This is a genomic window from Jatrophihabitans sp. YIM 134969, from assembly GCF_054456675.1.
The window spans coordinates 25,575-47,436 of sequence record NZ_JBTJEQ010000010.1 but is presented as its reverse complement, the minus strand read 5'-3'; the positions used below and the strand labels follow the sequence as shown (position 1 = coordinate 47,436).

The window sequence follows — 21,862 nt, the reverse complement described above, 5'->3', positions numbered from 1 at the left end:
CGTTTCCTCACCCCACCCCGGGCACGATCCGTAGGTCGCGCACGGCACCGCCGTCGAGGGCGGCGAGCGCCTCGGCGTAGGCCGGGCCGTCGTGGGCGGCCACCGCGGCCTCGACCGACTCGAACTCGATGATCACCGTGCGGGTGGCCTGACCCGCCTCGAAGGTGTGGGCAGGCATGCCACGGGCGATGAAGCGGCCGCCGGCCCCCTCCAGCGCCGGGCCGGCGAGCGCGGCGTACGCCGCGAGCTTGGCCTCGTCGGTGATCTCGACGTACTCACTGATCCAGTAGGCAGGCATGGGTTCTTCGTACCGCACCCGTTGATGCCGCTCCATGTCGGATCTGGTCGCTCCCGTTCGTGGTAGTGGTGTGAGGCGGCCGACGGGGCCGCCGCGGGACGAGGAGCAGCCATGACCGCCACCTACACGTTCGACGTCTTCAGCACCCTCGACGGGTTCGGATCGGCCTCGGGAGGCGACTGGTCCGGCTACTGGGGCAAGCAGGGCCCGGAACTGCTCGAGCACCGCCTGCGGATCTTCGAGGCCGACCAGCGCCTGGTGCTCGGCGGCACCACCTACCGCCAGTTCCACGAGATGCTCGCGGCCAGCGACGAGACGTCCGGCGTGCAGGACCCGTGGGTCACGCGGTTCTTCGCGCTGCCGACCACCGTCATCTCCTCGACCCTGACCTCCCCGGTGGCCGGCCCCGGATCGGGAGCGGGCGAGGTCACCATCGAGCCCGGGGACGCGGTCGAGGTCGTCCGCCGACTCAAGCAGGAGTCCGACGTCCCGCTGCGTTCGCACGGGAGCCTGTCGATGAACCGGGCGCTTCTCGCGGCCGGTCTGGTCGACCGGCTGTCGGTCACCGTCTTCCCGGTCGTCACCGGCCGCAACGGCTCCGACCCGGTGTTCGCCGGCGCCGAGGACTTCGACCTCGAACTGCTCGAGCAGCACACGCTCGACGGCAACACGCTGGAACTGGTCTACCGGCCGACGCTGCACTGACGGCCGGCGCACACTGCAACGATCGTCTACCCGACCGGCTGGCCCCGGAACGTGCGGCGGTAGGCCGCGGGCGACAGCCCGACGACGGTGCGGAAGTGCTGGCGCAGGCTCGCTCCGGTGCCGAGCCCGGCGCGGCGGGCGACGACGTCGACCGGCTCGTCGGTGACCTCGAGCAGGTGCCGCGCGTGGGCCACCCGCTGCTCGACGATCCACGCGCCCGGCGAGCGGCCGGTCTCCTCGCGGAAGCGGCGGTTGAACGTCCGCAGGCTCATGTTCGCGACCGCGGCGAGCCCGGCGACGTCGAGCGGTTCGCCGAGTCGGCTCAACGCGAACTCCCGCGCGGCCGAGGTCGACTCGGCGGCCGCGGCGGGGACCGGCCGGTCGATGAACTGGGCCTGGCCGCCTTCACGCCACGGCGGCACGACGCACTGCCGGGCGGCCCGGTTGGCGACGGCCACCCCGTGGTCGGCGCGGATCAGGTGCAGGCACACGTCGATGCCCGCGGCCACCCCGGCCGAGCTGAGCAGGTCGCCGTCCTCGGTGAACAGCACGTCGACGTCGAGGTCGACGCGGGGGTAGAGCCGGCGGAAGTCGTCCGCGTACCCCCAGTGGGTGGTGGCGCGACGGCCGTCGAACACCCCGAGCGACGCCAGCGCGAACGCGCCCGTGCAGATCGACACCACCCGTGTCCCGGGGCGGATCCGGCCGAACGCGTCCCGCAGTTCCGGCGTCGCGACACCGTCGCGGCGGGCGGCCGGGTAGCGGGTGCCGGGCACGATGACGGTGTCGGCACGGGTCAGCTCGTCCGGACCCGCCTGCGGCACGATCGCGTAGCCCTCGGTGCTGGTCACCGGGCCGGTGTCGAGGCCCACCATCCGCACGTCGTAGAGCGGGCGGCCCTCGTCGTCGACCGCGGACCCGAACATCTGCGCCGGGATGGTGGCGTCGAACCCGACGACGGGCGGCAGGAGCAGGACGGCCACCCGGTGACGACGCGACATGGCACGATCCTTGCACACATCGGCATCTGTGCCACTGGCCGGACTGCCTCCGGAGCGGCAGGCTCGTCGACCGTGAGCACGTCCACGTCCACCCGCCGCCGGCCCCACTACGCCTGGCTCATCGCCGCCGTCACCTTCGTGACCATGCTCGGCGCGGCCGGCTTCCGGTCCGTACCCAGCGTCATGATGGACCCGCTGCACGCCGAGTTCGGCTGGTCCCACGCGACCGTCGGCTCGGCCATGGCCGTCAACATGACGCTGTTCGGGTTGATGTCGCCGTTCGCCGCGGCCCTCATGGACCGCTTCGGGATCCGTCCGGTCGTCACCGTCGCGCTGGTGCTGGTGTCCGCCGGCAGCGGCCTCGCCGTGTTCGCCCGCATGCCGTTCGACCTGATCCTCTGCTGGGGCGTGCTGGTCGGCGCCGGCACCGGCGCGATGTCGATGGCGTTCGTGGCCACCGTGACCACCCGGTGGTTCGTCGCGCGCCGCGGGCTGGTGAGCGGCGTGCTCACCGCGGCCAACGCCACCGGGCAGTTGGTGTTCCTCCCGGTGATCGCGAGCCTCACCGAGCACCAGGGGTGGCGGACCGCCTCGCTCGTGGTCGCCGGTGCGGCGCTCGCCGTGGTGCCGCTCGTGCTGGTCCTCATGCGCGACCACCCGCACCGCATGGGGTTGCGCGCCTACGGCGCCACCGACACCGAGCCCGGGCCGTCGCCGGCCGTGCGGGTCGGCAGCAGTGCCGGGGTCGCCCTGCGGTCGCTCGTCGACGCCGCCCGCAAACCCGTCTTCTGGCTGCTGGCCAGCAGTTTCGCCATCTGCGGCGCCACGACGAACGGCCTCATCGGCACGCACTTCATCCCGGCCGCGGGCGACCACGGCATGCCCGTGACCACCGCGGCGTCACTGCTCGCACTGGTCGGGATCTTCGACGTCGCCGGGACGATCGCCTCGGGGTGGTTCACCGACCGCGTCGATCCCCGCCTGCTGTTGCTCGTCTACTACGTCGGCCGCGGGTTGGCACTGGCCGCCCTGCCGTCGCTGCTCTCCCCCCACACCGCCCCCGGCACCTGGGTCTTCATCCTGTTCTACGGCCTGGACTGGGTCGCCACGGTCCCGCCGACCGTTGCACTGTGCCGCGAGTACTTCGGCGAACGCGCACCCATCGTGTTCGGCTGGGTGTTCGCCGCCCACCAACTCGGCGCCGCCACGGCAGCCAGCGGAGCGGGTTGGATCCGTGACACGTTCGGTACGTACGACCCGGCCTTCTACCTGGCCAGTGCTCTGTGCGTTGTCGCCGCCGCGTTGTGTCTCGCGGCGGGTGGCCGCGCCGCGCTGCGGCGGCGCTTCGCGGCGGTCCCCGCGACGATGTGACCCCTCGGCCCGGGACGGCCCGCGGGACAGGCCCCCCGCCACCCGGGTAAGGCCTCGAGGAGGCCGGAAGCAGCCCGGCGACTCACCGCCCGCGCGATCGGTACGTCCCGCGCGGGCACCGAAGCCCGAGAGGCTCGCCATCGTGGAACAACCGTCGTCCCCGTCATCGGTCGTCCAGGGAGTCAGGTCCGGCGTCGGTCAGCTGGTGCGCGGCGTGCGGCAGCGCCTGTCGCACGTCGCACCGGGCGCCGACCCGGGCGAGTGGCTCGCCGTCACCGTCCTCGCCGACCGCGACACCGTGCTGGCCGGCGGCCTGCCCGCCCCGCTCGCCGAGCTGCAGGACCGGATCCAGGTCGACGTCACCCCGGCACCGGGCGACAAGGGCACCGAGATCGCGGCGCGCGTCATCACCGACGGCGACCAGGCGGCCGGAGACCTCGCCGAGCTGCAGACGTCGCTGCGCCTCGCCTTGCGGCACAGCAAGCAACTCCTCGAGACCGGGCAGGTCATGAAGGTCGACCCGCAACCCCACGGCGCACGGACGAACTCACCCGCGGGCAAGGCGCTGGACGAAGCGCAGGCCCACGGCGCCGAGCAGGGGGTGTTGTGATGCAGGCCCTCGTCTGGAACGGCGTGAACGAGCTGGCGGTCGAGAACGTCGACGACCCGACGATCCTCAACGACGGCGACGTCATCGTGAAGGTGTCGCTGACGACGACGTGCGGCTCCGACCTGCACCTGCTCGGCGGTTACATCCCCGCGATGCGCGCGGGTGACGTGCTGGGCCACGAGTTCATGGGCGAGGTCGTCGAGGTCGGACCCGGGGTGCGCAAGCACCGGGTGGGCGACCGGGTCGTCGTCTGCTCGTTCATCGCCTGCGGCAACTGCTGGTACTGCCGTCAGGAACTGTTCTCGCTCTGCGACAACGGCAACCCGGATCCCGCCATCACCGAAGCGCTCTGGGGTTTCGCCCCCGGTGGGTGCTTCGGCTACTCCCACGCCCTCGGCGGGTTCGCCGGCAGCCACGCCGAGTACGTGCGGGTGCCGTTCGCCGACCAGGGCGCCTTCACCGTGCCCGACGGCGTCGACGACATGAGCGCGCTGTTCGCCTCCGACGCCGCCGCCACCGGCTGGACCGGCGCGGACTCGATCGGCATCGCGCCCGGCGACGTCGTCGCGGTGTGGGGGGCCGGCGGGGTCGGGCAGATGGCCGCGGCCGCCGCCCTCACCCGTGGCGCGGGCGAGGTCATCGTCATCGACCGGTTGCCCGAACGGCTCGAACAGGCGAACCGGCACATCGGCGTCGAGACGCTGAACTTCGAGGACGTCGACGTCTCGGCGACCCTGCGCGCCACCACCGGTGGTCGCGGCCCGGACGTCTGCATCGAGGCCGTCGGCATGGAGGCCCACCCCGGCAGCGGGGTCATGGGCGTGTACGACCAGGTCAAGCAGCAACTGCGCCTGCAGACCGACCGGCCGACCGCGCTGCGGCAGGCCGTGCACGCGTGCCGCAAGGGCGGCGGGGTGTTCGTGCTCGGCGTGTTCGGGGGTCTGGTCGACAAGTTCCCGCTCGGTGCGGTGATGAACAAGGGCCTGACGTTCCGCGGCGCCCAGCAGCACGGCCGCCGCTACATCCCGGAGATCCTCGACCTCCTGGGACGGGGCGAGCTGTCGACCTCGCACCTCGCGACCCACGTCATGCCGCTGTCACAGGGGCCGGAGGGGTACGCGATGTTCAAGGACAAGACCGACGGCTGCGTGCGGGCGGTGTTCCAGCCCGGGCAGTAGGCACGACCGGGGTCGTCGGCCGGACGCGCGTCAGACCCGGATGCGGCCCCGACGCAGGTCGTCCCGGCGGGCGACGAGGAACCCGCCCGCCGGGAGCACCGAGTCGACGAGGACGACGACCAGGGTCCGGAAGCTCCACCGCAGCTTCCACGCCACGACCAGGGCCAGGACGACGTAGAGGGTGAACAGGCCGCCGTGGACCGGGCCGAGCACCTCCACGCCGCCCTCCATCTGCGGGTCGGTCGTGTACTTGACCAGCGTCGCGACGATCAGAGCGAGCCACGAGCAGGCCTCGACGACCGCGACCCAGCGGAAGGTCGTGAACAGGGCGGAGGGGCGGGTGGTCGCGGTGGCGGTCACCCGTCCGATGGAACCGGATCCGGCTGTGCGACCCGGGCTGCACGTCCGGTGAGGTGACGTGGATCGCGCCTTCCCGGTTCCGCTCGTCGCGCACCCGGGCGGAAGTGTCAGGGGGTCACGGCACAATGGTGGGATGCCTGACGGCCCGCTGATCGTCCAGTCGGACAAGACCCTCCTGCTCGAGGTCGACCACCCCGATGCCGCCGCCGCGCGCGCGTCGATCGCCCCGTTCGCCGAGCTGGAGCGCTCGCCCGAGCACGTCCACACCTACCGCCTCACCCCGCTCGGCCTGTGGAACGCCCGGGCCGCGGGGCACGACGCCGAACAGGTCGTCGACGCCCTGGTCCGCTGGTCGCGCTACGCCGTCCCGCACGCGCTGCTGGTCGACGTCGCCGACACCATGGACCGCTACGGCCGGCTGCAGCTGACCAAGCACCCCACCCACGGGCTGGTCCTCGTCGCGCTCGACCGCGCGGTGCTCGAGGAGGTCATGCGGCAGAAGAAGATCCAGCCGCTGCTGGGCGAGCGGGTCGACGACGACACCGTGCTCGTGCACCCGTCCGAGCGCGGCCGGCTCAAGCAGTCGCTGCTCAAGATCGGCTGGCCCGCCGAGGACCTCGCGGGCTACGTCGACGGCGAGGCCCACCAGATCGACCTCGACCAGGAGGGCTGGGTGCTGCGGGACTACCAGCAGCAGGCCACGGACTCGTTCTGGGCGGGCGGCTCGGGTGTCGTCGTGCTGCCGTGTGGTGCGGGCAAGACCCTCGTCGGCGCCGCGGCGATGGCGCAGGCCAAGGCCACGACGCTGATCCTCGTCACCAACACCGTCTCCGGTCGGCAGTGGAAGCGCGAGCTGCTCGCCCGCACGTCGCTCACCGAGGACGAGATCGGCGAGTACTCCGGGGAGAAGAAGGAGATCCGGCCGGTCACCATCGCCACCTACCAGGTGATGACCACCCGCCGGAAGGGCGAGTACCGCCACCTGGAGCTGTTCGACGCCCGCGACTGGGGCCTCATCATCTACGACGAGGTCCACCTGCTCCCGGCGCCGATCTTCCGGCTCACCGCCGACCTGCAGTCGCGCCGCCGCCTCGGGCTCACCGCCACCCTCATCCGGGAGGACGGCCGCGAGGGCGACGTGTTCTCGCTCATCGGCCCCAAGCGGTTCGACGCGCCGTGGAAGGACGTGGAGAACCAGGGTTGGATCGCCCCGGCCGACTGCACCGAGGTGCGGGTGACCCTCACCGACGCCGAGCGGATGGCCTACGCCACCGCCGAGCCCGACGAGCGGTACAAACTCGCGGCCACGGCGCACACCAAGCTGCCGGTGATCAAGCAGATCGTCGACAACCACCCCGACGACCAGGTGCTGGTCATCGGCGCCTACCTCGACCAACTCGAGGACGCCTCGGCCGCGCTCGACGGCGCGCCGATCATCCAGGGCTCGACCCCGAACAAGGAGCGTGAGCGGCTCTACCAGGAGTTCCGCGAGGGCAAGAGCCGGGTGCTGGTGGTCAGCAAGGTCGCGAACTTCTCCATCGACCTGCCCGAGGCCGCGGTCGCGGTGCAGATGTCGGGCACCTTCGGGTCACGCCAGGAGGAGGCCCAGCGGCTCGGTCGGGTGCTGCGTCCCAAGGCCGACAAGCGGCAGGCGCACTTCTACACCGTGGTCGCCCGCGACACCCTGGACTCCGAGTACGCCGCCCACCGCCAGCGCTTCCTCGCCGAGCAGGGCTACGCCTACACGATCGTCGACGCCGACGACCTGCTCCGCCCGCTGACCTGAGCGGGCGGGACCCGGACCCCGCCGGCCGCGTTCACGTGAACGCGGCCAGTCCGGTCAGGAACGCTTCTGCACGAAGGTCACGCTGATCACGCGGTAGCCGTCCGTCACGATCACGGCGTGGTCGGTGTCCAGTGGCGGGATGTCCCCGACGGTCTGACCCGCGAGCACAGCCGCGAGGTCCTCCGCACCGAACACGAGCGGTCCCGCCGCCGCGCAGTCCAGACACTCGATCTGGGCCCCCGCCAACGGGTAGTCGTACGTCGCCGGGTTGATGTCCCGTTCGGCGAACGACGCGCTGCCCGCCTGGAACAGGTGGTCGACGCGATCGAGCCGCAGCGTGGTCGCCGACGCCGCCACCACGCGGCCGTGGTCGCCCAACCGCAACGGTGAGCGTGCTCCCACCAGCGCGGAGTGCACCACCTGGGCGGCGCGGGCGTGGACTGTCGGATCGGATCCTTGCGCCACGAAGACCACGAGCGGGGCGGTAGCGATCGTCCACTGCTCGAACGAGCCGTCGACGCAGGCGGCGGTGAACACCCGGTGTTCCACGGTCACACCGTGGGCGAGGAACTCGTCGGCAGTGGTCGTCCGCTGCGTCAGACGCTCCGGTCCCTCGGGACACAGCCACTTCTCGCCGGTCACCCACGGGAGGTCGGGGTCGACCGGCCCACCCTTCGTCGAGGCCCCCACCGACACGTCGAGGGCGCACGTGTTGCCGGGGGCCACGAGGCACCCGGAGTCCGCAACGCCGCCGGGGTTCGCGCCGACGCTCCACGAGGTCGGCACCGACAGCGTGACGCCCAGCACCGTCACCTGCTTCGTAGCCGGTACGGACGTCGTCGACGTGGCCGCCGTCGGGCTGGACGTGGCCGAGCCCGTCGTGGTGACCGTCGGCGTGGGCGCGACGCTCGTGCCGGCAGGAGTGCTCGGCGAGGGCCGGGCGTCCATGGCCTCGCGGCCGATGAGCGTGCCGGCGACGACGATGCCGACCAGCGCGGCAGCCACCAGCACCACCCCGGTCCACTTCCGACGCAGCGGGTGCACAGTGGCCAGCCGCTCGGTCTGCGGGAACGGCGGGACGGAGCGGGCGTCGGGCACCTGGCGGCGGGCCTCACCTGCGAATGTTGCACGCAGCAGCGATTCGAGTTCGGCGTCGCGGTCGTCGACGTGGTTGCTGCTCATCGGTTCGCCCCCAGGGTCTCGCGCAGACTGGCCATGGCCCGGCTGGCCGACGACTTCACCGTTCCCGCCGAGATGCCGAGGGCCGCGGCGATCTCGGCCTCCGACAGGTCCGACCAGTACCGCAGCATCAGGACCTCCCGTTGCCGCCCCGGGAGTCGGCGGACGGCGGCGAGCGCCGCCTGCTGGTCCTCCGCGAGCTCCAGGTGCCGGTCGGCGCCCGGTGCCGGCTCGGGTTCGGAGAGGTACTGGTGGCGGCGGCTGACCTGCCGCCGCCGGATGGTCGACCGTGAGCGGTTCACCACGGCCGACCGCACGTAGGCTAGAGCGGCCTCGGGGTCACGCAGCGACGCCGCCTGACGGTGCAAGCCGATGAACGCCTCCTGCACGACGTCCTCCGCGCTGGGCAGGTCGTCGACCAGCAGCACGGCCAGGCGGACCAGGCCACGCCAGTGCTGCAGGTACAGCGCCTGCACGTCGACCCGTGCCACAGGCACGGGCGACGGGGGCGACGACTCACGCCACGCTTCCACGGGGTGTCCCTCCACCGGAACGGTCACGTCGAAGGGTCGCGCCGGGCCGCCGGAGGTTGTCCTGCGCTCGGTCACGATCCGGTCTCGGCCGCCGACCTACCCTCGCACGGTGTCGTCGGCGAGCGCTCCACCCGTCCCGCGCGGTCGAATCCTCGCTGTGAGCGCCGGCGGGGTCGGCCACCTCGACGACCGGGGGCGGGCGATGCGGTCGGCCTTCCTCAAGACGCCGCTGACCGGTCCGGTGCCGGTCGGGCCGCTCGGGCTGCCCGGCGACGCCCACGTCTACCGCCACCACGGCGGCCCGGACATGGCGCTGTGCGTGTACGCGAGCGAGCACCTGCTGGCGCTGCAGGCGGACGGGCTCGACGTGCCGGACGCCGCGGCGTTCGGTGAGAACCTCACCACCCGCGGCCTGCTCGAGACCGAGGTGCGGATCGGCGACGTGTTCCGGATCGCGGTCGAGGGCACGTCCGGGGTGCTCGTGCAGGTCAGCCAGCCCCGGTCGCCCTGCCGGAAGATCGCCGTGCGGTACGGGCGCCCGAAGCTGGACCTCGCCCTGGCGCGCGCGGGCCGGGTGGGGTGGTTGCTCCGGGTGCTCGAGCCCGGCGACCTCGCGGCCGGGGCGGACGTGCTGCTGGTCGAGCGTGACGACGCGGCCGTCACCGTGGCCGAGGCGAGTCGGGTCCTCGACGTCGACCGTCACGACCTCGGAGCCGTCCCCGCCGTGCTCGCTTCAGCTGGGTTGGCCCCGGCCGCGGTCGAGGCGTTGCGCCGCCGGCTCGACGCGGCCTGACCGAGCTTCTCGCCGGGAAGGGAGCACACCGGACCCGCACAGAACCCGGAACCGACGGTAACGGCTATCGGGGCTGAGAACCGACAGGATGTCGGCATCACCCCATCTGTCCGCTTGTGGACGGATGTCCGACCTGCCGAGCCGTCCCGTCGGCACCTGTTCCCCGGGAGACCCCGTGTCCGAACCCGTCCGCACGTCCCGGTGGCGCCGCCCGCTCACCGCGGTCGCCACCCTCGCCGCCGCGGGCCTCGCGGTCACCGCACTCGCCACGCCCGCGACGGCCACCCCCGTCGCGGCCACGCCCTCGGGCACCGCCGCGCACGTGCTCACCGCCCCGCACGCCCAGAAGCGGGTCTGTTCGGTCGCGGCGAAGGGCCACGTGGCGTGCGACGCCCACGTCGTCACCACCACCGACGGCGCGACGCCGCTCGCCACGACCAGCTACCAGAGCGGGTACTCCCCCGCCCAGCTGACGACGGCCTACGCCCTCGCCGGCGCGACCGGCAGCGCCACGGTGGCGGTCGTCGACGCGTACGCGAGCCCGAACGCCGCCGCCGACCTCGCCGCGTACCGCACCCAGTTCGGACTCGGCACGGCCAACCTGACCCAGTACAACCAGACCGGCGGCACGACGCTGCCCGCGGGCGACACCGGCTGGGGCTCCGAGGAGATGCTCGACCTCGAGATGGTCTCGGCGATCTGCCCGAGCTGCTCGATCGTCTACGTGGGTGCGAACTCGACCTCGTTCGCCGACCTCGGCACCGCGGTGAACACCGCCGTGGCCAAGGGCGCGAAGGTGGTCTCGAACTCCTACGGCGGCTCGGAGTCGTCCGGGGAATCCGCCTACGCCAGCTACTACAACCACCCGGGCGTGGCGATCACGGTGAGCTCGGGCGACGACGGCTACGGCGTCCAGAGCCCGGCCTCGTTCAACACCGTCACGGCGGTCGGCGGCACCAACCTCGTGCTGAACTCCGACAACACCCGCAAGACCGAGACGGCCTGGAGCGGCGCCGGCAGCGGCTGCTCGCGCTACATCAGCAAGCCGTCCTGGCAGCACGACACCGGGTGCAGCAAGCGCACCGTCGCGGACGTGTCCGCGGTGGCCGACCCGAACACCGGCGTGGCCGTGTACGACAGCTACGGCAGCAGCGGCGGCGCGAACTGGTTCGTGTACGGCGGCACCAGCGTGGCGGCGCCGATCATCGGCGCGGTGTACGCCCGGTCGGGCAACACCTCGGGCGTCCCCGCGTCCGTTGCCTACAGCAACACGGGTTCGCTGTACGACGTGACCAGCGGCAGCAACGGGCGCTGCAGCACCAAGTACCTCTGCACCGGCGTCTCGGGCTACGACGGCCCGACCGGCCTCGGCACCCCGAAGGGTGTCGGCGCCTTCTGATCGACCGCTGACCCGACGGGCCCCGACCGCGTTCACGTGAACGCGGTCGGGGCCCTTCGCTGTCACCGGTATTCGATCATCGGCAGGTTCCGCAGGACCGGCCGGTCGATCCGTGCGAGCTGCCACCGCACCCACAGCCCCAGGTACCCGACGGTGGTGGACTTGCCGAACATCCCGGGTAGTTCAACGGCTGCGCGCATCCCCGCGACCGCCTCGTCGAGTGGAACGGCGACCCGCTCACCGGCCAGCACCCGGTCGTCGTCGTCACCGTGCGCCAGCGTGTCGAGGTCGGGGAAGAAGCAGCACCACCCGAGCGATCCGGTGTCGAGATCCTGGTTGGTCATCAGGCAGTACCGCTCGAGACCGTTGTCCATCTCGATGAGCCACTCGAGCTCCCGGAACAGCCGGATCGGAGTGTCACGGTCGGTCCGTTCCCGGGCGGCACGCCCGGTCGGGGGGCAGCCCCGATGTGGTCCATCCACGGCTGCGGCAGCAGATCGCAGCGCATCCGGGCCGCTCGGCGCGCGACCTCGACGCGCCGCGGACCGGTCAGCACCAGGCTCATCGCGGTGTAGAGCGCGCAGGTGAGCGGGTCGGGTCGCGACCCCAGCAGTTCGAGCAGCACCGCCCACTGGTCCGGACGGTGATCGACCACGGTGCTGATCAGGTCGCAGGCGGCGGACTCCGCGGCGCGCGCTGATCCGGGCGTGCGCCCGAGGTCGTGCAGTTCCTCGAAGATCCCGCCGACCTTGTACGCCAGCAGGTCGTCGACCGGCGGGGGCGGCGCCGGCACTCGCTTCGTCATGGGAGGTGACGCTAGGCAGGATCTGCCTGCCCGAGCGGGCGTTCCGCTGATTTGTGGACGACGCCCCGCCCTGTGGACGACGCGGAACCGCCGCCGCCGATCTGCGCTACCGTGCGCCGCCGGATCGGGTCACACCCGGATCAACCGCTCCAGGAGGCGTTCCGGACGCCTGGCCCGCGCCGCCGCCGCCCACACCGCGACCGCCCCGAGCAGCAGTGGGACCGGGCCCTGGGCCGTCGAGGAGACCGTGAGGTCCTCGGCCCGTTCGACGGTGTCGCCCGGTGCTGCCTGCAACGGTTCCACCGCCGCGGTGCCCACCACGGCGAGCACACCGAGGATGAGGACGAGGACCGCGATGATGAGCAGCACCGCGAACACGGCCGCCGGGCCGTCGTGGTCGAGGGCGGACGTCTACCCAGGACGCCCGCGCCGCTCGCGTCCCGGTCAGCGATCGTCGCGCCAGCGGACCCACTCGCGCAGGGTGGACAGGTCGTAGTCGGGGCCGCTCACCCCGATGGTGAACATGCCGACGCCGGCCTCGACCAACGCGTCGGCGTCGGCGCCGGGGCCGTCACCGGGGGCGCCGACGGAGCGTTCGATCTCGCCGGCGTCGCGGCCGATCCGCGCGCACTCCTCGACCAGGAGGGCGTCCTTGGCGGTGAACTCGTCGAGGTCGGTGAAGGTGTGCCAGATGGTGGCGTGCTTCGCGACCAGCGGGATGGTCTTCTTCGGGCCGCCGCCGCCGATGAGCACCGGGACGTCCCGGGTGGGCGGTGGGTTGCCCGCGGCCAGGCGCCGTTCGATGCGGGGGATCGCGGCGGCCAGGTCGTCCAGGCGTGAACCCGCGGTGCCGAACTCGTAGCCGAACTCGTCGTAGTCCTTCTGCTTCCAGCCCGAGCCGATCCCGAGGATCAGCCGCCCGCCGCTGATGTGGTCGACGGTGCGGGCCATGTCGGCCAGCAGGTCGGGGTTGCGGTAGCTGTTGCAGGTCACCAGCGCACCGATCTCGATGCGGGAGGTCTGCTCGGCCCAGGCACCCAACATCGTCCAGCACTCGTAGTGCAGGCCGTCGGGATCGCCGGACAGCGGGAAGAAGTGGTCCCAGTTGAAGGCGACGTCGGCGCCGAGGTCCTCGGCCTGCTTCAGGGCCTCCCGGATCGCGACGTAGTCGGCGTGTTGGGGTTGCAGCTGCACTGCGATGCGCACGGTCACACCGGTGATGATGCCCGCCGGGGAGCCCCCTCGCCATTCGGGCCAAAGGGGCATAAGGTCTCTCCCCGCGTTCGTGTTCGCGTTCACAACGCCACCGCCGCCCGTCGTCCCGCCACAGAGGAGTGCCGTGTCCGACGCCGCCACCGTCTACCTGGCGACGCCGTTGCGCATCGACGCGCAACCCGTCGACTACGCCCTCATCGGGGTCTACTTCGCCCTGGTGCTGGGCATCGGGCTCATCGCCCGCCGCAGCGTGTCCAGCAGCCTGGACTTCCTGCTGTCGGGCCGGAGCCTGCCGGCCTGGATCACCGGGCTCGCGTTCATGTCCGCGAACCTCGGGGCGACCGAGTTGCTCGGGCAGACCGCGAACGGCGCGCAGTACGGCGAGCAGACGTTCCACTACTACTGGATCGGCGCCATCCCCGCGATGGTGTTCCTCGGGCTGTTCATGATGCCGTTCTACTACGGCGCGAAGGTCCGCAGCGTTCCCGAGTTCCTCGCCCGGCGCTTCGACCGCAAGACCCAACGCCTGCAGGCGGTGCTGTTCGCCCTGGCCTCGGTCCTGCTCGCCGGAGTCAACCTCTACGCCATGGCCATCGTGGTCAACGCCCTGCTCGGCTGGCCGACCTGGCTCGCCATCGTCGCGGCCGGGATCGTCGTGCTCGCCTACACGTTCCTCGGCGGGTTGTCGGCCGCGATCTACAACGAGGTGCTGCAGTTCTTCGTCATCGTCGTGGCGATGATCCCGGTGACCCTGATCGGCCTGAAGCGGGTCGGCGGCTGGCACGGGTTGACCGAGAAGTTCGCGGCGCAGCCGAACGGTTCGGCGAGCCTGTCGCCGTTCCCGGCGCACGAACTCACCGGCATCGGCAGTTCGGTCGGCTCGGTGATCGGCGTGGTGCTCGGCCTGGGGTTCGTCACCTCCTTCGGGTACTGGACCACCAACTTCGCCGAGGTGCAGCGGGCGTTCTCGGCGGGTAGCGCGTCGGCGGCCCAGCGCACCCCGCTCATCGCCGCGATCCCGAAGGTCCTCATCGCGTTGATCATCGTCATCCCCGGCATGATCGCCGCCGTCCTGATCCCGGGGATCGCCTCACTGCGGCAGGGGATGCCCTCACAGTTCGAGTACAACGACGTCGTGCCGCTGCTGCTGCGCGAACTGCTGCCGAACGGGTTCCTCGGTGTCGCGCTCGCCGGGTTGCTGGCCTCGTTCATGGCCGGCATGGCCGCCAACGTCAGCAGCTTCAACACCGTGTTCACCTACGACATCTGGCAGGACTGGGTGCGCCCGGACCGTCCCGACAGCTACTACCTGCGGATCGGGCGGCTGGTCACGGTCGGCGGCACGGCGCTCGCGATCGGCACCGCGTTCATCGCCGCGGGCTTCAACAACATCATGGACTACATCCAGACGTTGTTCTCCTTCTTCAACGTCCCGCTGTTCGCGGTGTTCATCCTCGGCCTGCTGTGGAAGCGGATGACCGGCAGCGCCGGGTTCGCCGGGCTGCTCGCCGGGACGGTCGGCGCGGTCATCGTGTTCATCATGAACCGCGCGGGCGTGTTCGACTTCTCGGGTCAGGGTTCGAGTTTCGTCGGTGGCGGCGTGGGATTCGTGCTCGCGTTGATCGTCGCGTGGATCGTGTCGCGGATGGGGACACCGAAGCCCGACAGCGAACTGGTCGGCCTGGTCCGGTCCGTGACCCCGAAGGCCGATCTCGCCGTGGCGGCCGAACCCGGCTGGTACCGCAACCCGATCGTGCTGTCCGTGGCCGTGCTCGCGATGAGCGCCGCGGGCTACCTCGTGTTCCAGGTCGCCCTGTGAACGCCGACCGCGCTGTGAACGCCGACCGCACCCCGTCCGAGGAGGCCGCCGTGCCGACCCCACGTCGTCGCGTCACCGACACGCTGTTCGACCTGCGCACCATCATCGGCGTGTTGTTCGCCGTCTACGGCGTCGTCTGCCTGGTCATCGGGCTGGTGTCGTTCACCGACGCCGACTCCGACCGCGCCGGCGGGGTCAACGTCAACCTCTGGGCGGGCATCGGGATGCTGGCGCTGGCCGCGTTCTTCATCGGCTGGTGCCTGCTGCGGCCGGTGGTGCCGAAGGCCGCGCCGGACGACGACGCCCCGTAGCCCGGCGGCGGCCTCAGTCCGCGGTGCGGCGGTCGGCGAGCAGCGGCTGCGCCGGGTCCCAGGTGGTGCCGTCGGCCGCGTCGCGTCGCCGTCTCGCCATCCCGGTGAGTGCCTCGAGCACGACCCGGTTGGCGAGGAACGACGTGATCTCGGCGTGGTCGTACGGCGGCGACACCTCGACGACGTCCATGCCCACGACCGGGAGTTCGTAGGCGAGGCGCCGCACGCTGTCGAGCAGTTGCCGTGAGGTCAGCCCGCCCGGCTCGGGGGTTCCTGTGCCGGGGGCGTGGCCGGGGTCGCAGACGTCGATGTCGATCGACAGGAACACGCCGTCGCACTCGTCGGTGGCGATGCCGGACGCCTCGGTGAGGCAGGCGTCGAGCCCGCGGTGCACGACCTCGGTCATCTCGTACGAGCGCATCCGCTGGCCGGCCATCCAGTCCAGGGTCTCCGGCGGCGGCCAGTACCCCCGCAGGCCGATCTGCAGGAAGCGGTCGCCGCGGACCGCTCCGGACTCGATGAGGCGTCGCATCGGTTGGCCGTGACCGATCAGCGAGCCGAACTCGACGTCGCCGGTGTCGGCGTGCGCGTCGAAGTGGATCATGCTGACCCGGCCCTGGCCGAGGTGCTGCGCCACGCCCGCGGCGTCCGGCCAGGCGATGGTGTGGTCGCCGCCGAGCACGAGGGGGATCGCCCCGGCGCGGGTGACGGCGTACACCGCCTCCTGCAGGTCACGGACCGAGCGTTCGGCGTCGCCTGCGAACATCTCGACGTCGCCGGCGTCGTACACCCGCAGGTCCTGCAGGCCGTCGACGCGCATGGCCAGGCTGGGTCGACTGCCGTCGTGCGGGAGGTAGCAGGTCTGGCGGATGTACTGCGGCCCGAAGCGGGTCCCCGACCGGTGCGACGTACCGCCGTCGAACGGCGCCCCGAGGATCACGACGTCGGCGTCGGCGTAGGTCGAGGTGTCCGCCCAGTCGCACCGGTCGACCCCGAGGAAGGTGATGTCGGGCCCGAACATCGCTCCGTAACGCGCCATGGACCGCAACACTAGGCGCGCGAACTCCGGCGGCGGGGAGCGTCAGCCGCGCACGTCGTGCACGTGGTGCTCGAGGTCGTGCAGGAAGTAGACGGCGAGGGTCTCGACCGTGAAGGCCGACCCGTTCGACCGCAGGCCGCGGTGCGCCCACTCCGACGCGCCCAACTCCGCGAACCGCGCCGCGATCGCCGCGGCGCCGGCGGTGAGGTCTCCCGCCAGGTCCGCGGGGTCCAGTTCCCAGTACCGGCCCTCGACCGCCGCGGCGTCCTGGTCCCAGTTCGGGAACCGCACGCCGTCCTCGGCCCGCATGAGGTCGACCCGGCCACCGAAGACCGTGCAGGTGTCGCGGACGTGCGCCGCGTACTCCACCGGCGACCACACCAGCGGCGCCGGCCGGTCGCTCCCACCCGGTGCCTGCGCGGCACGGGCCAACGTGGCGGCGGCCGTGGTGATGCGTTCCCCCAACCCGTGGTGGACGTCGACGCCCGCCGGGTCGAAGCCGCACTCGGCGCACGGTGTCTCGATGACGAACGTCCAGTCGGTGGTCTCCGGAGGCGGGGCGGGCGGCTCGGTCACAGGCCTGAGGCTACGACGGGCGGGCGACCCGGCTCGTCACCCGAGATCGGGTGCGGGCAGGTCGAGCACGAGCGGGTCGAGCGCCTCGCGGATGGCCGCGACCCGACGCCGCAGGGTCGGCAACGACGAGCCCAGGTCCCGGGCGACCGAGGTGCGGGTGCCGCAGTACGCGTAGTCGAACAACTCCGCCTCCTCGGCCACCAGGAAGGCGATGGCCGCGGCCCACACCTCGGGCCGACCACGGCGCGCGAGCCACGGGGCGCGCTGGCCGAGGGCCCGGGCGACCTCGACGGCGGTGCCGGCGAACAGTGTGCCGACCACGCGGGACGTGGCGAGCGCCGCGAGCGCCGACACCGCTCCGGGGAACGTGGCCGGGGCGGCGCGCCGCCCCGGCGGACGCCGGCGGGCGGTGCCCGGGACGAGGTACAGGACGGGTGGGGTGAGGGTCGCGGTGGCGGTCATGGCACGACGCTAGGCAGCGGGAAACCCTTGTCGCAACGAGCAATGCGTGTCTGTGGACAGGCAGCGACGGCCGTCCACAGAACGGGTTCCGGACTTGACAGCGAGGCGATCAGCGCCGCCCCGACCACGCCCCGACCCGGCTGGCCGCCGCGAGCTCGTCCGCGAGCCGTTCGAGGTCGTCGCCGACGCCGGCGAACAACCCGCACGTCACGCGGACGTGCGGTGGTCCGCCCGCCACGAAGAACGGCGTGCCCTGCGCGACGCCGATGCCCCGCGCCGCGAGCCGGACCACCGCGGCCGTCTCGTCGGCCACCGGCAGCCACAGGTTGATCCCGTCGCCGCCGCCGACCTCGACCCCGCGGCGCGCGAGCGCCCCGACGAGGGCGTGCCGACGGCGGCGGTACTCCGCACGGGCGGCGGCGACCGAGGCCACCGACGCGTCCCGGGTGAGCAGCCCGATCAGCACCTGCTGCAACAGTCGCGAGGTCCACCCCTGGCCCAGCCGCCGCGCGGCCGTCAGCCGGTCGGCGAGCGGCGGCGGCGCCGAGAGCGCCGCCAACCGCAGGTCCGGGCCGTGCGACTTGGCGAAGCTGCGGACGTGCACCACCTGGTCGGGGACGTACCGACCGAGGCTCGCGTCGTCCGACGACGCCACCGCACCCGCCGAGTCGTCCTCCACCACCCAGGTGCCGGGAGCCCCCTGCACCACCGACGCCAACTCCTGCTCCCGCGCGGGCGTCAGCGACACCCCGGTCGGGTTGTGCGCCCGCGGCTGCAGGAACACCGCCGTCACCGGGGTGCGCAGGGCCGCGGCGAGCGCGTCGGCGCGCAGACCGGCGTCGTCGACCGGCACGGGCACGAGGGTCGCACCCAGCGACTCGAGCAGGTCGACCAACGGCGGGAACCCGGGGTTCTCCACGACCACCCGGTCCCCGAACGCGACCACCGCGCGCGCGACGAGTTCGAGCGCGTCCATCGCGCCGTCGTGGATCGAGATGTCCTCGACGGCGTGGGGCCAGTCGGCGCGCAGCAGGTCGACGAGCTCCGGCAGCACGGCGTCGTCGAGGTAGCTCGCCCGCGTGGCCCGCGCCGACAGCGACCGCAGGGCCGGGCGCAGGTCAGGGAGCAGGCGTTCGTCCGGGACGCCCGTCGACAGGTCGAGCGCGAAGGTCGTGGCGTGGTCGACGGCGAGGCGGTAGCGCGAGTCGGCGTCGGAGCGGCGCCCGACCACGACCGTGCCCCGACGGCCGTCGGTGCGGATGGTCGCCGAACGCCGCAGCAACGCCCAGGCGGCACTCACCGTGGTCGGGGACAGTCCCAGTTCGCGGGCGACGGTGCGGATGGGGGGCAGCCGGGTGCCGGCGACGAGCACGTCGTCGGCCATGGCGGCCACGACGGCGTCGGCGAGCGCACGGGCGGAGGACCCGTCCAGGCGCTGCTCGAGCTCCCCCAGCACGCCGGTGTCCACGGTTCGTGACAGTACAAAAGGTGCCTTGTACGCACCAGATCTGTGACGTTACGGTCGGGGCATGGTCGCGCGCGTGAACCACTGGATCGACGGTCGGAACCACGAGGGCGGCTCCGGCCGCACCGCACCGGTGTACGACCCCGCCACCGGCGAGCACACGAAGGACGTCGACCTCGCCAGCACCGCCGAGGTCGACGCCGCGGTCGCGACCGCGAAGGCGGCCGCCGCCGAGTGGCGGCACAGTTCGCTCTCGCGGCGCAGCGCGGTCCTGTTCGCGTTCCGGGAGTTGCTGCACCAGCACACCGACGACCTCGCGGCGGTCATCACCGCCGAGCACGGCAAGGTCCTCGGCGACGCCGGCGGCGAACTCGCCCGCGCGCTGGAGAACGTCGAGTTCGCGTGCGGGGTGCCGCAACTGCTCAAGGGCGGGTTCAGCGAGCAGGCGAGCACCGGTGTCGACGTCTACTCGATGCGCCAGCCGCTGGGCGTGGTCGCCGGCATCACGCCGTTCAACTTCCCGGCCATGGTCCCGCTGTGGATGTGCGCCAACGCCATCGCCTGCGGCAACGCGTTCGTGCTCAAGCCCAGCGAGAAGGACCCGTCGGCCTCGTTGTTCATCGCCGACCTCTGGAAGCGGGCGGGCCTGCCCGACGGCGTGTTCACCGTCGTCCAGGGCGACAAGGAAGCCGTCGACGCTCTGCTGGTGCACCCCGACGTCGCGGCCGTGAGCTTCGTCGGTTCCACGCCGATCGCCCGCTACATCTACGAGACCGGCACGACCCACGGCAAGCGGGTGCAGGCCCTCGGCGGCGCGAAGAACCACATGGTCGTGCTGCCCGACGCCGACGTCGACATGGCCGCCGACGCCGCGGTGTCCGCGGCGTACGGCAGCGCCGGCGAACGGTGCATGGCCGTCAGCGTCGCGGTCGCGGTCGGCGACGTCGGCGACCGTCTCGTCGACGCCATCGCCGCCCGGTTGCCCAAGCTGCGCATCGGCATCGGTACCGACCCGGACTCCGAGATGGGCCCGCTCATCACGAAGGAGGCGCGCGACCGCGTGGCGTCATACATCGGGCAGGGATCGGATGCCGGTGCAACGGTCGTCGTCGACGGCCGTGAGGCCGACCTCCCCGAGGGTGACGGCTTCTTCCTCGGCGTCACCCTCCTCGACCACGTCACCCCCGACATGTCCGTCTACACCGACGAGATCTTCGGCCCGGTGCTGTGCGTGGTCCGGCAGGACACCTACAGCGACGCCGTGAAGCTGGTCAACGACAACGAGTTCGGCAACGGCACGGCCATCTTCACCCGCGACGGCGGCGCGGCCCGCCAGTTCCAGTACGAGGTCGAAGCGGGCATGGTCGGCGTCAACGTGCCGATCCCCGTGCCGGTCGGCTACTACTCCTTCGGCGGCTGGAAGGCCTCCCTGTTCGGCGACACCCACATGTACGGGCCGGAGGGGATCTCCTTCTACACCCGTGGGAAGGTCGTCACGTCACGCTGGCCGGACCCCGCCACCTCGACCGTCGATCTCGGCTTCCCGCGTACGCGCTGAAGGGCATGACATGACTCCCGAAGAAGAGCAGATCCGGCGCGACGACCGCGCGCACGTCTTCCACTCCTGGTCGGCACAGGCGCTCATCGACCCGCTGCCGATCAAGAGCGCGTCCGGCGTGTACTTCGAGGACTTCGACGGCAACCGCTACCTCGACTTCAGCAGCCAGCTGGTCAACGTCAACATCGGCTACCAGCACCCGAAGCTGGTCGCGGCCATCCAGGAGCAGGCGGGCCGGCTGACCACCGTCGCGCCGACCTTCGCCAACGACATGCGCAGCGAGGCCGCGCGCCTCATCGCCGAGCTCGCCCCGGGCGACATGCCGCAGGTGTTCTTCACCAACGGGGGCGCCGAGGCCAACGAGAACGCCATCCGGATGGCGCGCCTGCACACCGGCCGCACGAAGGTGCTCGCGACCTACCGCAGCTACCACGGCGCCACCCACGGCGTCATCGGCCTGACCGGCGACCCGCGCCGCTGGGGCACCGAGCCCTACGTCGTGCCGGGCATCGTGCACTTCTGGGGGCCGTACCCGTACCGCTCGGCGTTCCACGCGGAGAACGAGGAGCAGGAGTGCGAGCGCGCCCTGCAGCACCTGCGCGACACGATCATGGTCGAGGGCGGACACACCGTCGCCGCGATCATCCTCGAGCCGGTCGTGGGCACCAACGGCATCCTCGTGCCGCCGCCGGGTTATCTCGCGGGCGTCCGCGAGATCTGCGACGAGCACGGCATCCTGCTCATCGCCGACGAGGTCATGGCGGGCTTCGCCCGCTGCGGTGAGTGGTGGGCCATCCACCACTGGGACGTCCAGCCCGACCTCATCACCTTCGCCAAGGGCGTCAACTCCGGGTACGTGCCGCTCGGCGGTGTCGTGATGTCGCGGGCGGTCGGCGAGACGTTCGCCGAACGCCCCTACCCCGGCGGCCTGACCTACTCGGGTCACCCGCTCGCGTGCGGCAGCGCCGTCGCCAGCATCACCATCTTCAAGGAAGAGGGGATCGTCGAGAACTCGCGAGCGATCGGCGAGCAGGTCATCGGCCCGGCACTGGCGGAGATCGCCGAGAAGCACCCGAGCGTCGGCGAGGTCCGTGGCCTGGGCACCTTCTGGGCCGTCGAACTGGTCAAGGACCGCGCGACCCGCGAACCGCTCGTGCCGTTCAACGCGGCCGGCGCGTCGGCCGCCCCGATGAACGAGTTCGCCGCGGCCTGCAAGAAGCAGGGGCTGTGGCCGTTCCTGCACTTCAACCGCACCCACGTCGTGCCGCCGTGCACGATCACCCCGGACGAGGCCCGTGAGGGCCTCGCCATGCTCGACGCCGCCCTCGACGTCGCCGACGCCCACTACACGGGTGCCCGGTAGCCACGCGGTAACCCCTCCGACACGAGCCGGTGGCAG

24 protein-coding genes are annotated in these 21,862 nt (G+C 72.0%); 11 read left to right on the top strand and 13 right to left on the bottom strand.

Annotated elements, in window-relative coordinates; translation table 11 throughout:
- Nucleotides 1-7: 7 nt before the first annotated feature.
- Nucleotides 8-298 (bottom strand): DUF1330 domain-containing protein, encoded by a 291-nt coding sequence (locus ACXR2U_RS07605; RefSeq protein WP_458824362.1) that lies wholly within the window; start codon nucleotides 296-298, stop codon nucleotides 8-10.
- Between the two features lie 111 nt (nucleotides 299-409).
- Between ACXR2U_RS07605 and ACXR2U_RS07600 the strand changes: the two genes are divergently transcribed.
- Nucleotides 410-1,003, top strand: coding sequence for a dihydrofolate reductase family protein (locus tag ACXR2U_RS07600; RefSeq protein WP_458824361.1), 594 nt, complete (start codon nucleotides 410-412; stop codon nucleotides 1,001-1,003).
- A gap of 26 nt (nucleotides 1,004-1,029) precedes the next feature.
- On the opposite strand, the gene ACXR2U_RS07595 is transcribed toward ACXR2U_RS07600, so the two are convergent.
- The gene (locus tag ACXR2U_RS07595; protein ID WP_458824360.1) at nucleotides 1,030-2,004 is read right to left on the bottom strand and encodes a GlxA family transcriptional regulator; all 975 of its coding nucleotides are present in this window, start codon (nucleotides 2,002-2,004) and stop codon (nucleotides 1,030-1,032) included.
- A gap of 72 nt (nucleotides 2,005-2,076) precedes the next feature.
- Here ACXR2U_RS07595 and ACXR2U_RS07590 point away from each other — a divergent pair, with 72 nt between their 5' ends.
- The 3 genes from ACXR2U_RS07590 (at nucleotide 2,077) to ACXR2U_RS07580 (ending at nucleotide 5,163) form a co-directional block, all read left to right on the top strand.
- Nucleotides 2,077-3,375, top strand: coding sequence for an MFS transporter (locus ACXR2U_RS07590; RefSeq protein ID WP_458824359.1), 1,299 nt, complete (start codon nucleotides 2,077-2,079; stop codon nucleotides 3,373-3,375).
- Between the two features lie 142 nt (nucleotides 3,376-3,517).
- Nucleotides 3,518-3,985 (top strand): hypothetical protein, encoded by a 468-nt coding sequence (locus tag ACXR2U_RS07585; protein WP_458824358.1) that lies wholly within the window; start codon nucleotides 3,518-3,520, stop codon nucleotides 3,983-3,985.
- Entirely contained in the window at nucleotides 3,985-5,163 is a 1,179-nt protein-coding gene (locus tag ACXR2U_RS07580) for a zinc-dependent alcohol dehydrogenase (RefSeq protein WP_458824357.1), read from the top strand. Before ACXR2U_RS07585 ends, ACXR2U_RS07580 begins: the two co-directional genes overlap by 1 nt.
- Before the next feature lie 30 nt (nucleotides 5,164-5,193).
- Here the strand turns inward: ACXR2U_RS07580 and ACXR2U_RS07575 are convergent, their stop codons facing one another.
- Nucleotides 5,194-5,523 carry a DUF3817 domain-containing protein gene (locus tag ACXR2U_RS07575; protein ID WP_458824356.1) on the bottom strand — a complete coding sequence of 110 codons (330 nt, stop codon included), beginning with the start codon at nucleotides 5,521-5,523 and terminating at the stop codon, nucleotides 5,194-5,196.
- Between the two features lie 133 nt (nucleotides 5,524-5,656).
- Between ACXR2U_RS07575 and ACXR2U_RS07570 the strand changes: the two genes are divergently transcribed.
- Entirely contained in the window at nucleotides 5,657-7,309 is a 1,653-nt protein-coding gene (locus ACXR2U_RS07570) for a DNA repair helicase XPB (RefSeq protein ID WP_458824355.1), read from the top strand.
- A 54-nt stretch (nucleotides 7,310-7,363) separates the two neighbouring features.
- Here the strand turns inward: ACXR2U_RS07570 and ACXR2U_RS07565 are convergent, their stop codons facing one another.
- A complete protein-coding gene (locus ACXR2U_RS07565; RefSeq protein WP_458824354.1) occupies nucleotides 7,364-8,491 on the bottom strand; it encodes a hypothetical protein in 1,128 nt (375 codons plus the stop codon).
- Nucleotides 8,488-9,021 carry a SigE family RNA polymerase sigma factor gene (locus ACXR2U_RS07560; protein WP_458824353.1) on the bottom strand — a complete coding sequence of 178 codons (534 nt, stop codon included), beginning with the start codon at nucleotides 9,019-9,021 and terminating at the stop codon, nucleotides 8,488-8,490. The genes ACXR2U_RS07565 and ACXR2U_RS07560 overlap by 4 nt, the downstream gene beginning before the upstream one ends.
- A gap of 157 nt (nucleotides 9,022-9,178) precedes the next feature.
- Here ACXR2U_RS07560 and ACXR2U_RS07555 point away from each other — a divergent pair, with 157 nt between their 5' ends.
- Nucleotides 9,179-9,814 (top strand): MOSC domain-containing protein, encoded by a 636-nt coding sequence (locus tag ACXR2U_RS07555; RefSeq protein WP_458824352.1) that lies wholly within the window; start codon nucleotides 9,179-9,181, stop codon nucleotides 9,812-9,814.
- A 175-nt stretch (nucleotides 9,815-9,989) separates the two neighbouring features.
- Nucleotides 9,990-11,213: a S53 family peptidase gene (locus tag ACXR2U_RS07550; RefSeq protein ID WP_458824351.1), complete on the top strand. Its 1,224-nt coding sequence runs from the start codon at nucleotides 9,990-9,992 to the stop codon at nucleotides 11,211-11,213.
- A 62-nt stretch (nucleotides 11,214-11,275) separates the two neighbouring features.
- Here ACXR2U_RS07550 and ACXR2U_RS07545 read toward each other — a convergent pair whose 3' ends face one another.
- The 4 genes from ACXR2U_RS07545 to ACXR2U_RS07530 all read right to left on the bottom strand — a co-directional run bounded on the left by ACXR2U_RS07545 (nucleotide 11,276) and on the right by ACXR2U_RS07530 (nucleotide 13,284).
- Nucleotides 11,276-11,587 carry a hypothetical protein gene (locus tag ACXR2U_RS07545; protein ID WP_458824350.1) on the bottom strand — a complete coding sequence of 104 codons (312 nt, stop codon included), beginning with the start codon at nucleotides 11,585-11,587 and terminating at the stop codon, nucleotides 11,276-11,278.
- Nucleotides 11,557-12,018 (bottom strand): hypothetical protein, encoded by a 462-nt coding sequence (locus ACXR2U_RS07540; protein WP_458824349.1) that lies wholly within the window; start codon nucleotides 12,016-12,018, stop codon nucleotides 11,557-11,559. The genes ACXR2U_RS07545 and ACXR2U_RS07540 overlap by 31 nt, the downstream gene beginning before the upstream one ends.
- A gap of 129 nt (nucleotides 12,019-12,147) precedes the next feature.
- A complete protein-coding gene (locus ACXR2U_RS07535; protein ID WP_458824348.1) occupies nucleotides 12,148-12,396 on the bottom strand; it encodes a hypothetical protein in 249 nt (82 codons plus the stop codon).
- A gap of 66 nt (nucleotides 12,397-12,462) precedes the next feature.
- Nucleotides 12,463-13,284, bottom strand: coding sequence for an LLM class F420-dependent oxidoreductase (locus ACXR2U_RS07530; protein ID WP_458824347.1), 822 nt, complete (start codon nucleotides 13,282-13,284; stop codon nucleotides 12,463-12,465).
- Nucleotides 13,285-13,357: 73 nt separating this feature from the next.
- Between ACXR2U_RS07530 and ACXR2U_RS07525 the strand changes: the two genes are divergently transcribed.
- Together ACXR2U_RS07525 and ACXR2U_RS07520 are read left to right on the top strand one after the other, a co-directional pair.
- On the top strand, nucleotides 13,358-15,052 hold the full coding sequence (locus tag ACXR2U_RS07525; protein WP_458824346.1) for a sodium:solute symporter family protein: 1,695 nt from the start codon (nucleotides 13,358-13,360) through the stop codon (nucleotides 15,050-15,052).
- A gap of 50 nt (nucleotides 15,053-15,102) precedes the next feature.
- Nucleotides 15,103-15,363 (top strand): hypothetical protein, encoded by a 261-nt coding sequence (locus ACXR2U_RS07520; RefSeq protein ID WP_458824345.1) that lies wholly within the window; start codon nucleotides 15,103-15,105, stop codon nucleotides 15,361-15,363.
- A 13-nt stretch (nucleotides 15,364-15,376) separates the two neighbouring features.
- Here the strand turns inward: ACXR2U_RS07520 and speB are convergent, their stop codons facing one another.
- The 4 genes from speB to ACXR2U_RS07500 form a co-directional block, all read right to left on the bottom strand.
- Entirely contained in the window at nucleotides 15,377-16,402 is a 1,026-nt protein-coding gene (gene speB / locus ACXR2U_RS07515; RefSeq protein WP_458824344.1) for an agmatinase, read from the bottom strand.
- 42 nt (nucleotides 16,403-16,444) lie between these two features.
- Nucleotides 16,445-16,978: a DinB family protein gene (locus tag ACXR2U_RS07510; protein ID WP_458824343.1), complete on the bottom strand. Its 534-nt coding sequence runs from the start codon at nucleotides 16,976-16,978 to the stop codon at nucleotides 16,445-16,447.
- 36 nt (nucleotides 16,979-17,014) lie between these two features.
- Complete coding sequence (locus tag ACXR2U_RS07505; RefSeq protein WP_458824342.1) at nucleotides 17,015-17,440, bottom strand: hypothetical protein; 426 nt, start codon at nucleotides 17,438-17,440, stop codon at nucleotides 17,015-17,017.
- Nucleotides 17,441-17,549: 109 nt separating this feature from the next.
- Nucleotides 17,550-18,908 (bottom strand): aminotransferase-like domain-containing protein, encoded by a 1,359-nt coding sequence (locus tag ACXR2U_RS07500; RefSeq protein WP_458824341.1) that lies wholly within the window; start codon nucleotides 18,906-18,908, stop codon nucleotides 17,550-17,552.
- A 61-nt stretch (nucleotides 18,909-18,969) separates the two neighbouring features.
- Between ACXR2U_RS07500 and ACXR2U_RS07495 the strand changes: the two genes are divergently transcribed.
- Both ACXR2U_RS07495 and ACXR2U_RS07490 read left to right on the top strand, forming a co-directional pair.
- Nucleotides 18,970-20,463 (top strand): CoA-acylating methylmalonate-semialdehyde dehydrogenase, encoded by a 1,494-nt coding sequence (locus tag ACXR2U_RS07495; RefSeq protein WP_458824340.1) that lies wholly within the window; start codon nucleotides 18,970-18,972, stop codon nucleotides 20,461-20,463.
- A gap of 10 nt (nucleotides 20,464-20,473) precedes the next feature.
- Complete coding sequence (locus ACXR2U_RS07490) at nucleotides 20,474-21,826, top strand: aminotransferase class III-fold pyridoxal phosphate-dependent enzyme (RefSeq protein ID WP_458824339.1); 1,353 nt, start codon at nucleotides 20,474-20,476, stop codon at nucleotides 21,824-21,826.
- Nucleotides 21,827-21,862 lie beyond the last annotated feature (36 nt).

What these genes read in the sequence shown, in the direction of transcription:
- ACXR2U_RS07605 (WP_458824362.1), bottom strand. Translation starts at nt 298, where the DNA reads ATGCCTGCCTACTGGATCAGTGAGTACGTCGAGATCACCGACGAGGCC.
- ACXR2U_RS07600 (WP_458824361.1), top strand. Translation starts at nt 410, where the DNA reads ATGACCGCCACCTACACGTTCGACGTCTTCAGCACCCTCGACGGGTTC.
- ACXR2U_RS07595 (WP_458824360.1), bottom strand. Translation starts at nt 2,004, where the DNA reads ATGTCGCGTCGTCACCGGGTGGCCGTCCTGCTCCTGCCGCCCGTCGTC.
- ACXR2U_RS07580 (WP_458824357.1), top strand. Translation starts at nt 3,985, where the DNA reads ATGCAGGCCCTCGTCTGGAACGGCGTGAACGAGCTGGCGGTCGAGAAC.
- ACXR2U_RS07570 (WP_458824355.1), top strand. Translation starts at nt 5,657, where the DNA reads ATGCCTGACGGCCCGCTGATCGTCCAGTCGGACAAGACCCTCCTGCTC.
- ACXR2U_RS07565 (WP_458824354.1), bottom strand. Translation starts at nt 8,491, where the DNA reads ATGAGCAGCAACCACGTCGACGACCGCGACGCCGAACTCGAATCGCTG.
- ACXR2U_RS07545 (WP_458824350.1), bottom strand. Translation starts at nt 11,587, where the DNA reads ATGGACAACGGTCTCGAGCGGTACTGCCTGATGACCAACCAGGATCTC.
- ACXR2U_RS07540 (WP_458824349.1), bottom strand. Translation starts at nt 12,018, where the DNA reads ATGACGAAGCGAGTGCCGGCGCCGCCCCCGCCGGTCGACGACCTGCTG.
- ACXR2U_RS07530 (WP_458824347.1), bottom strand. Translation starts at nt 13,284, where the DNA reads ATGCCCCTTTGGCCCGAATGGCGAGGGGGCTCCCCGGCGGGCATCATC.
- speB (WP_458824344.1), bottom strand. Translation starts at nt 16,402, where the DNA reads ATGGCGCGTTACGGAGCGATGTTCGGGCCCGACATCACCTTCCTCGGG.
- ACXR2U_RS07505 (WP_458824342.1), bottom strand. Translation starts at nt 17,440, where the DNA reads ATGACCGCCACCGCGACCCTCACCCCACCCGTCCTGTACCTCGTCCCG.
- ACXR2U_RS07495 (WP_458824340.1), top strand. Translation starts at nt 18,970, where the DNA reads ATGGTCGCGCGCGTGAACCACTGGATCGACGGTCGGAACCACGAGGGC.
- ACXR2U_RS07490 (WP_458824339.1), top strand. Translation starts at nt 20,474, where the DNA reads ATGACTCCCGAAGAAGAGCAGATCCGGCGCGACGACCGCGCGCACGTC.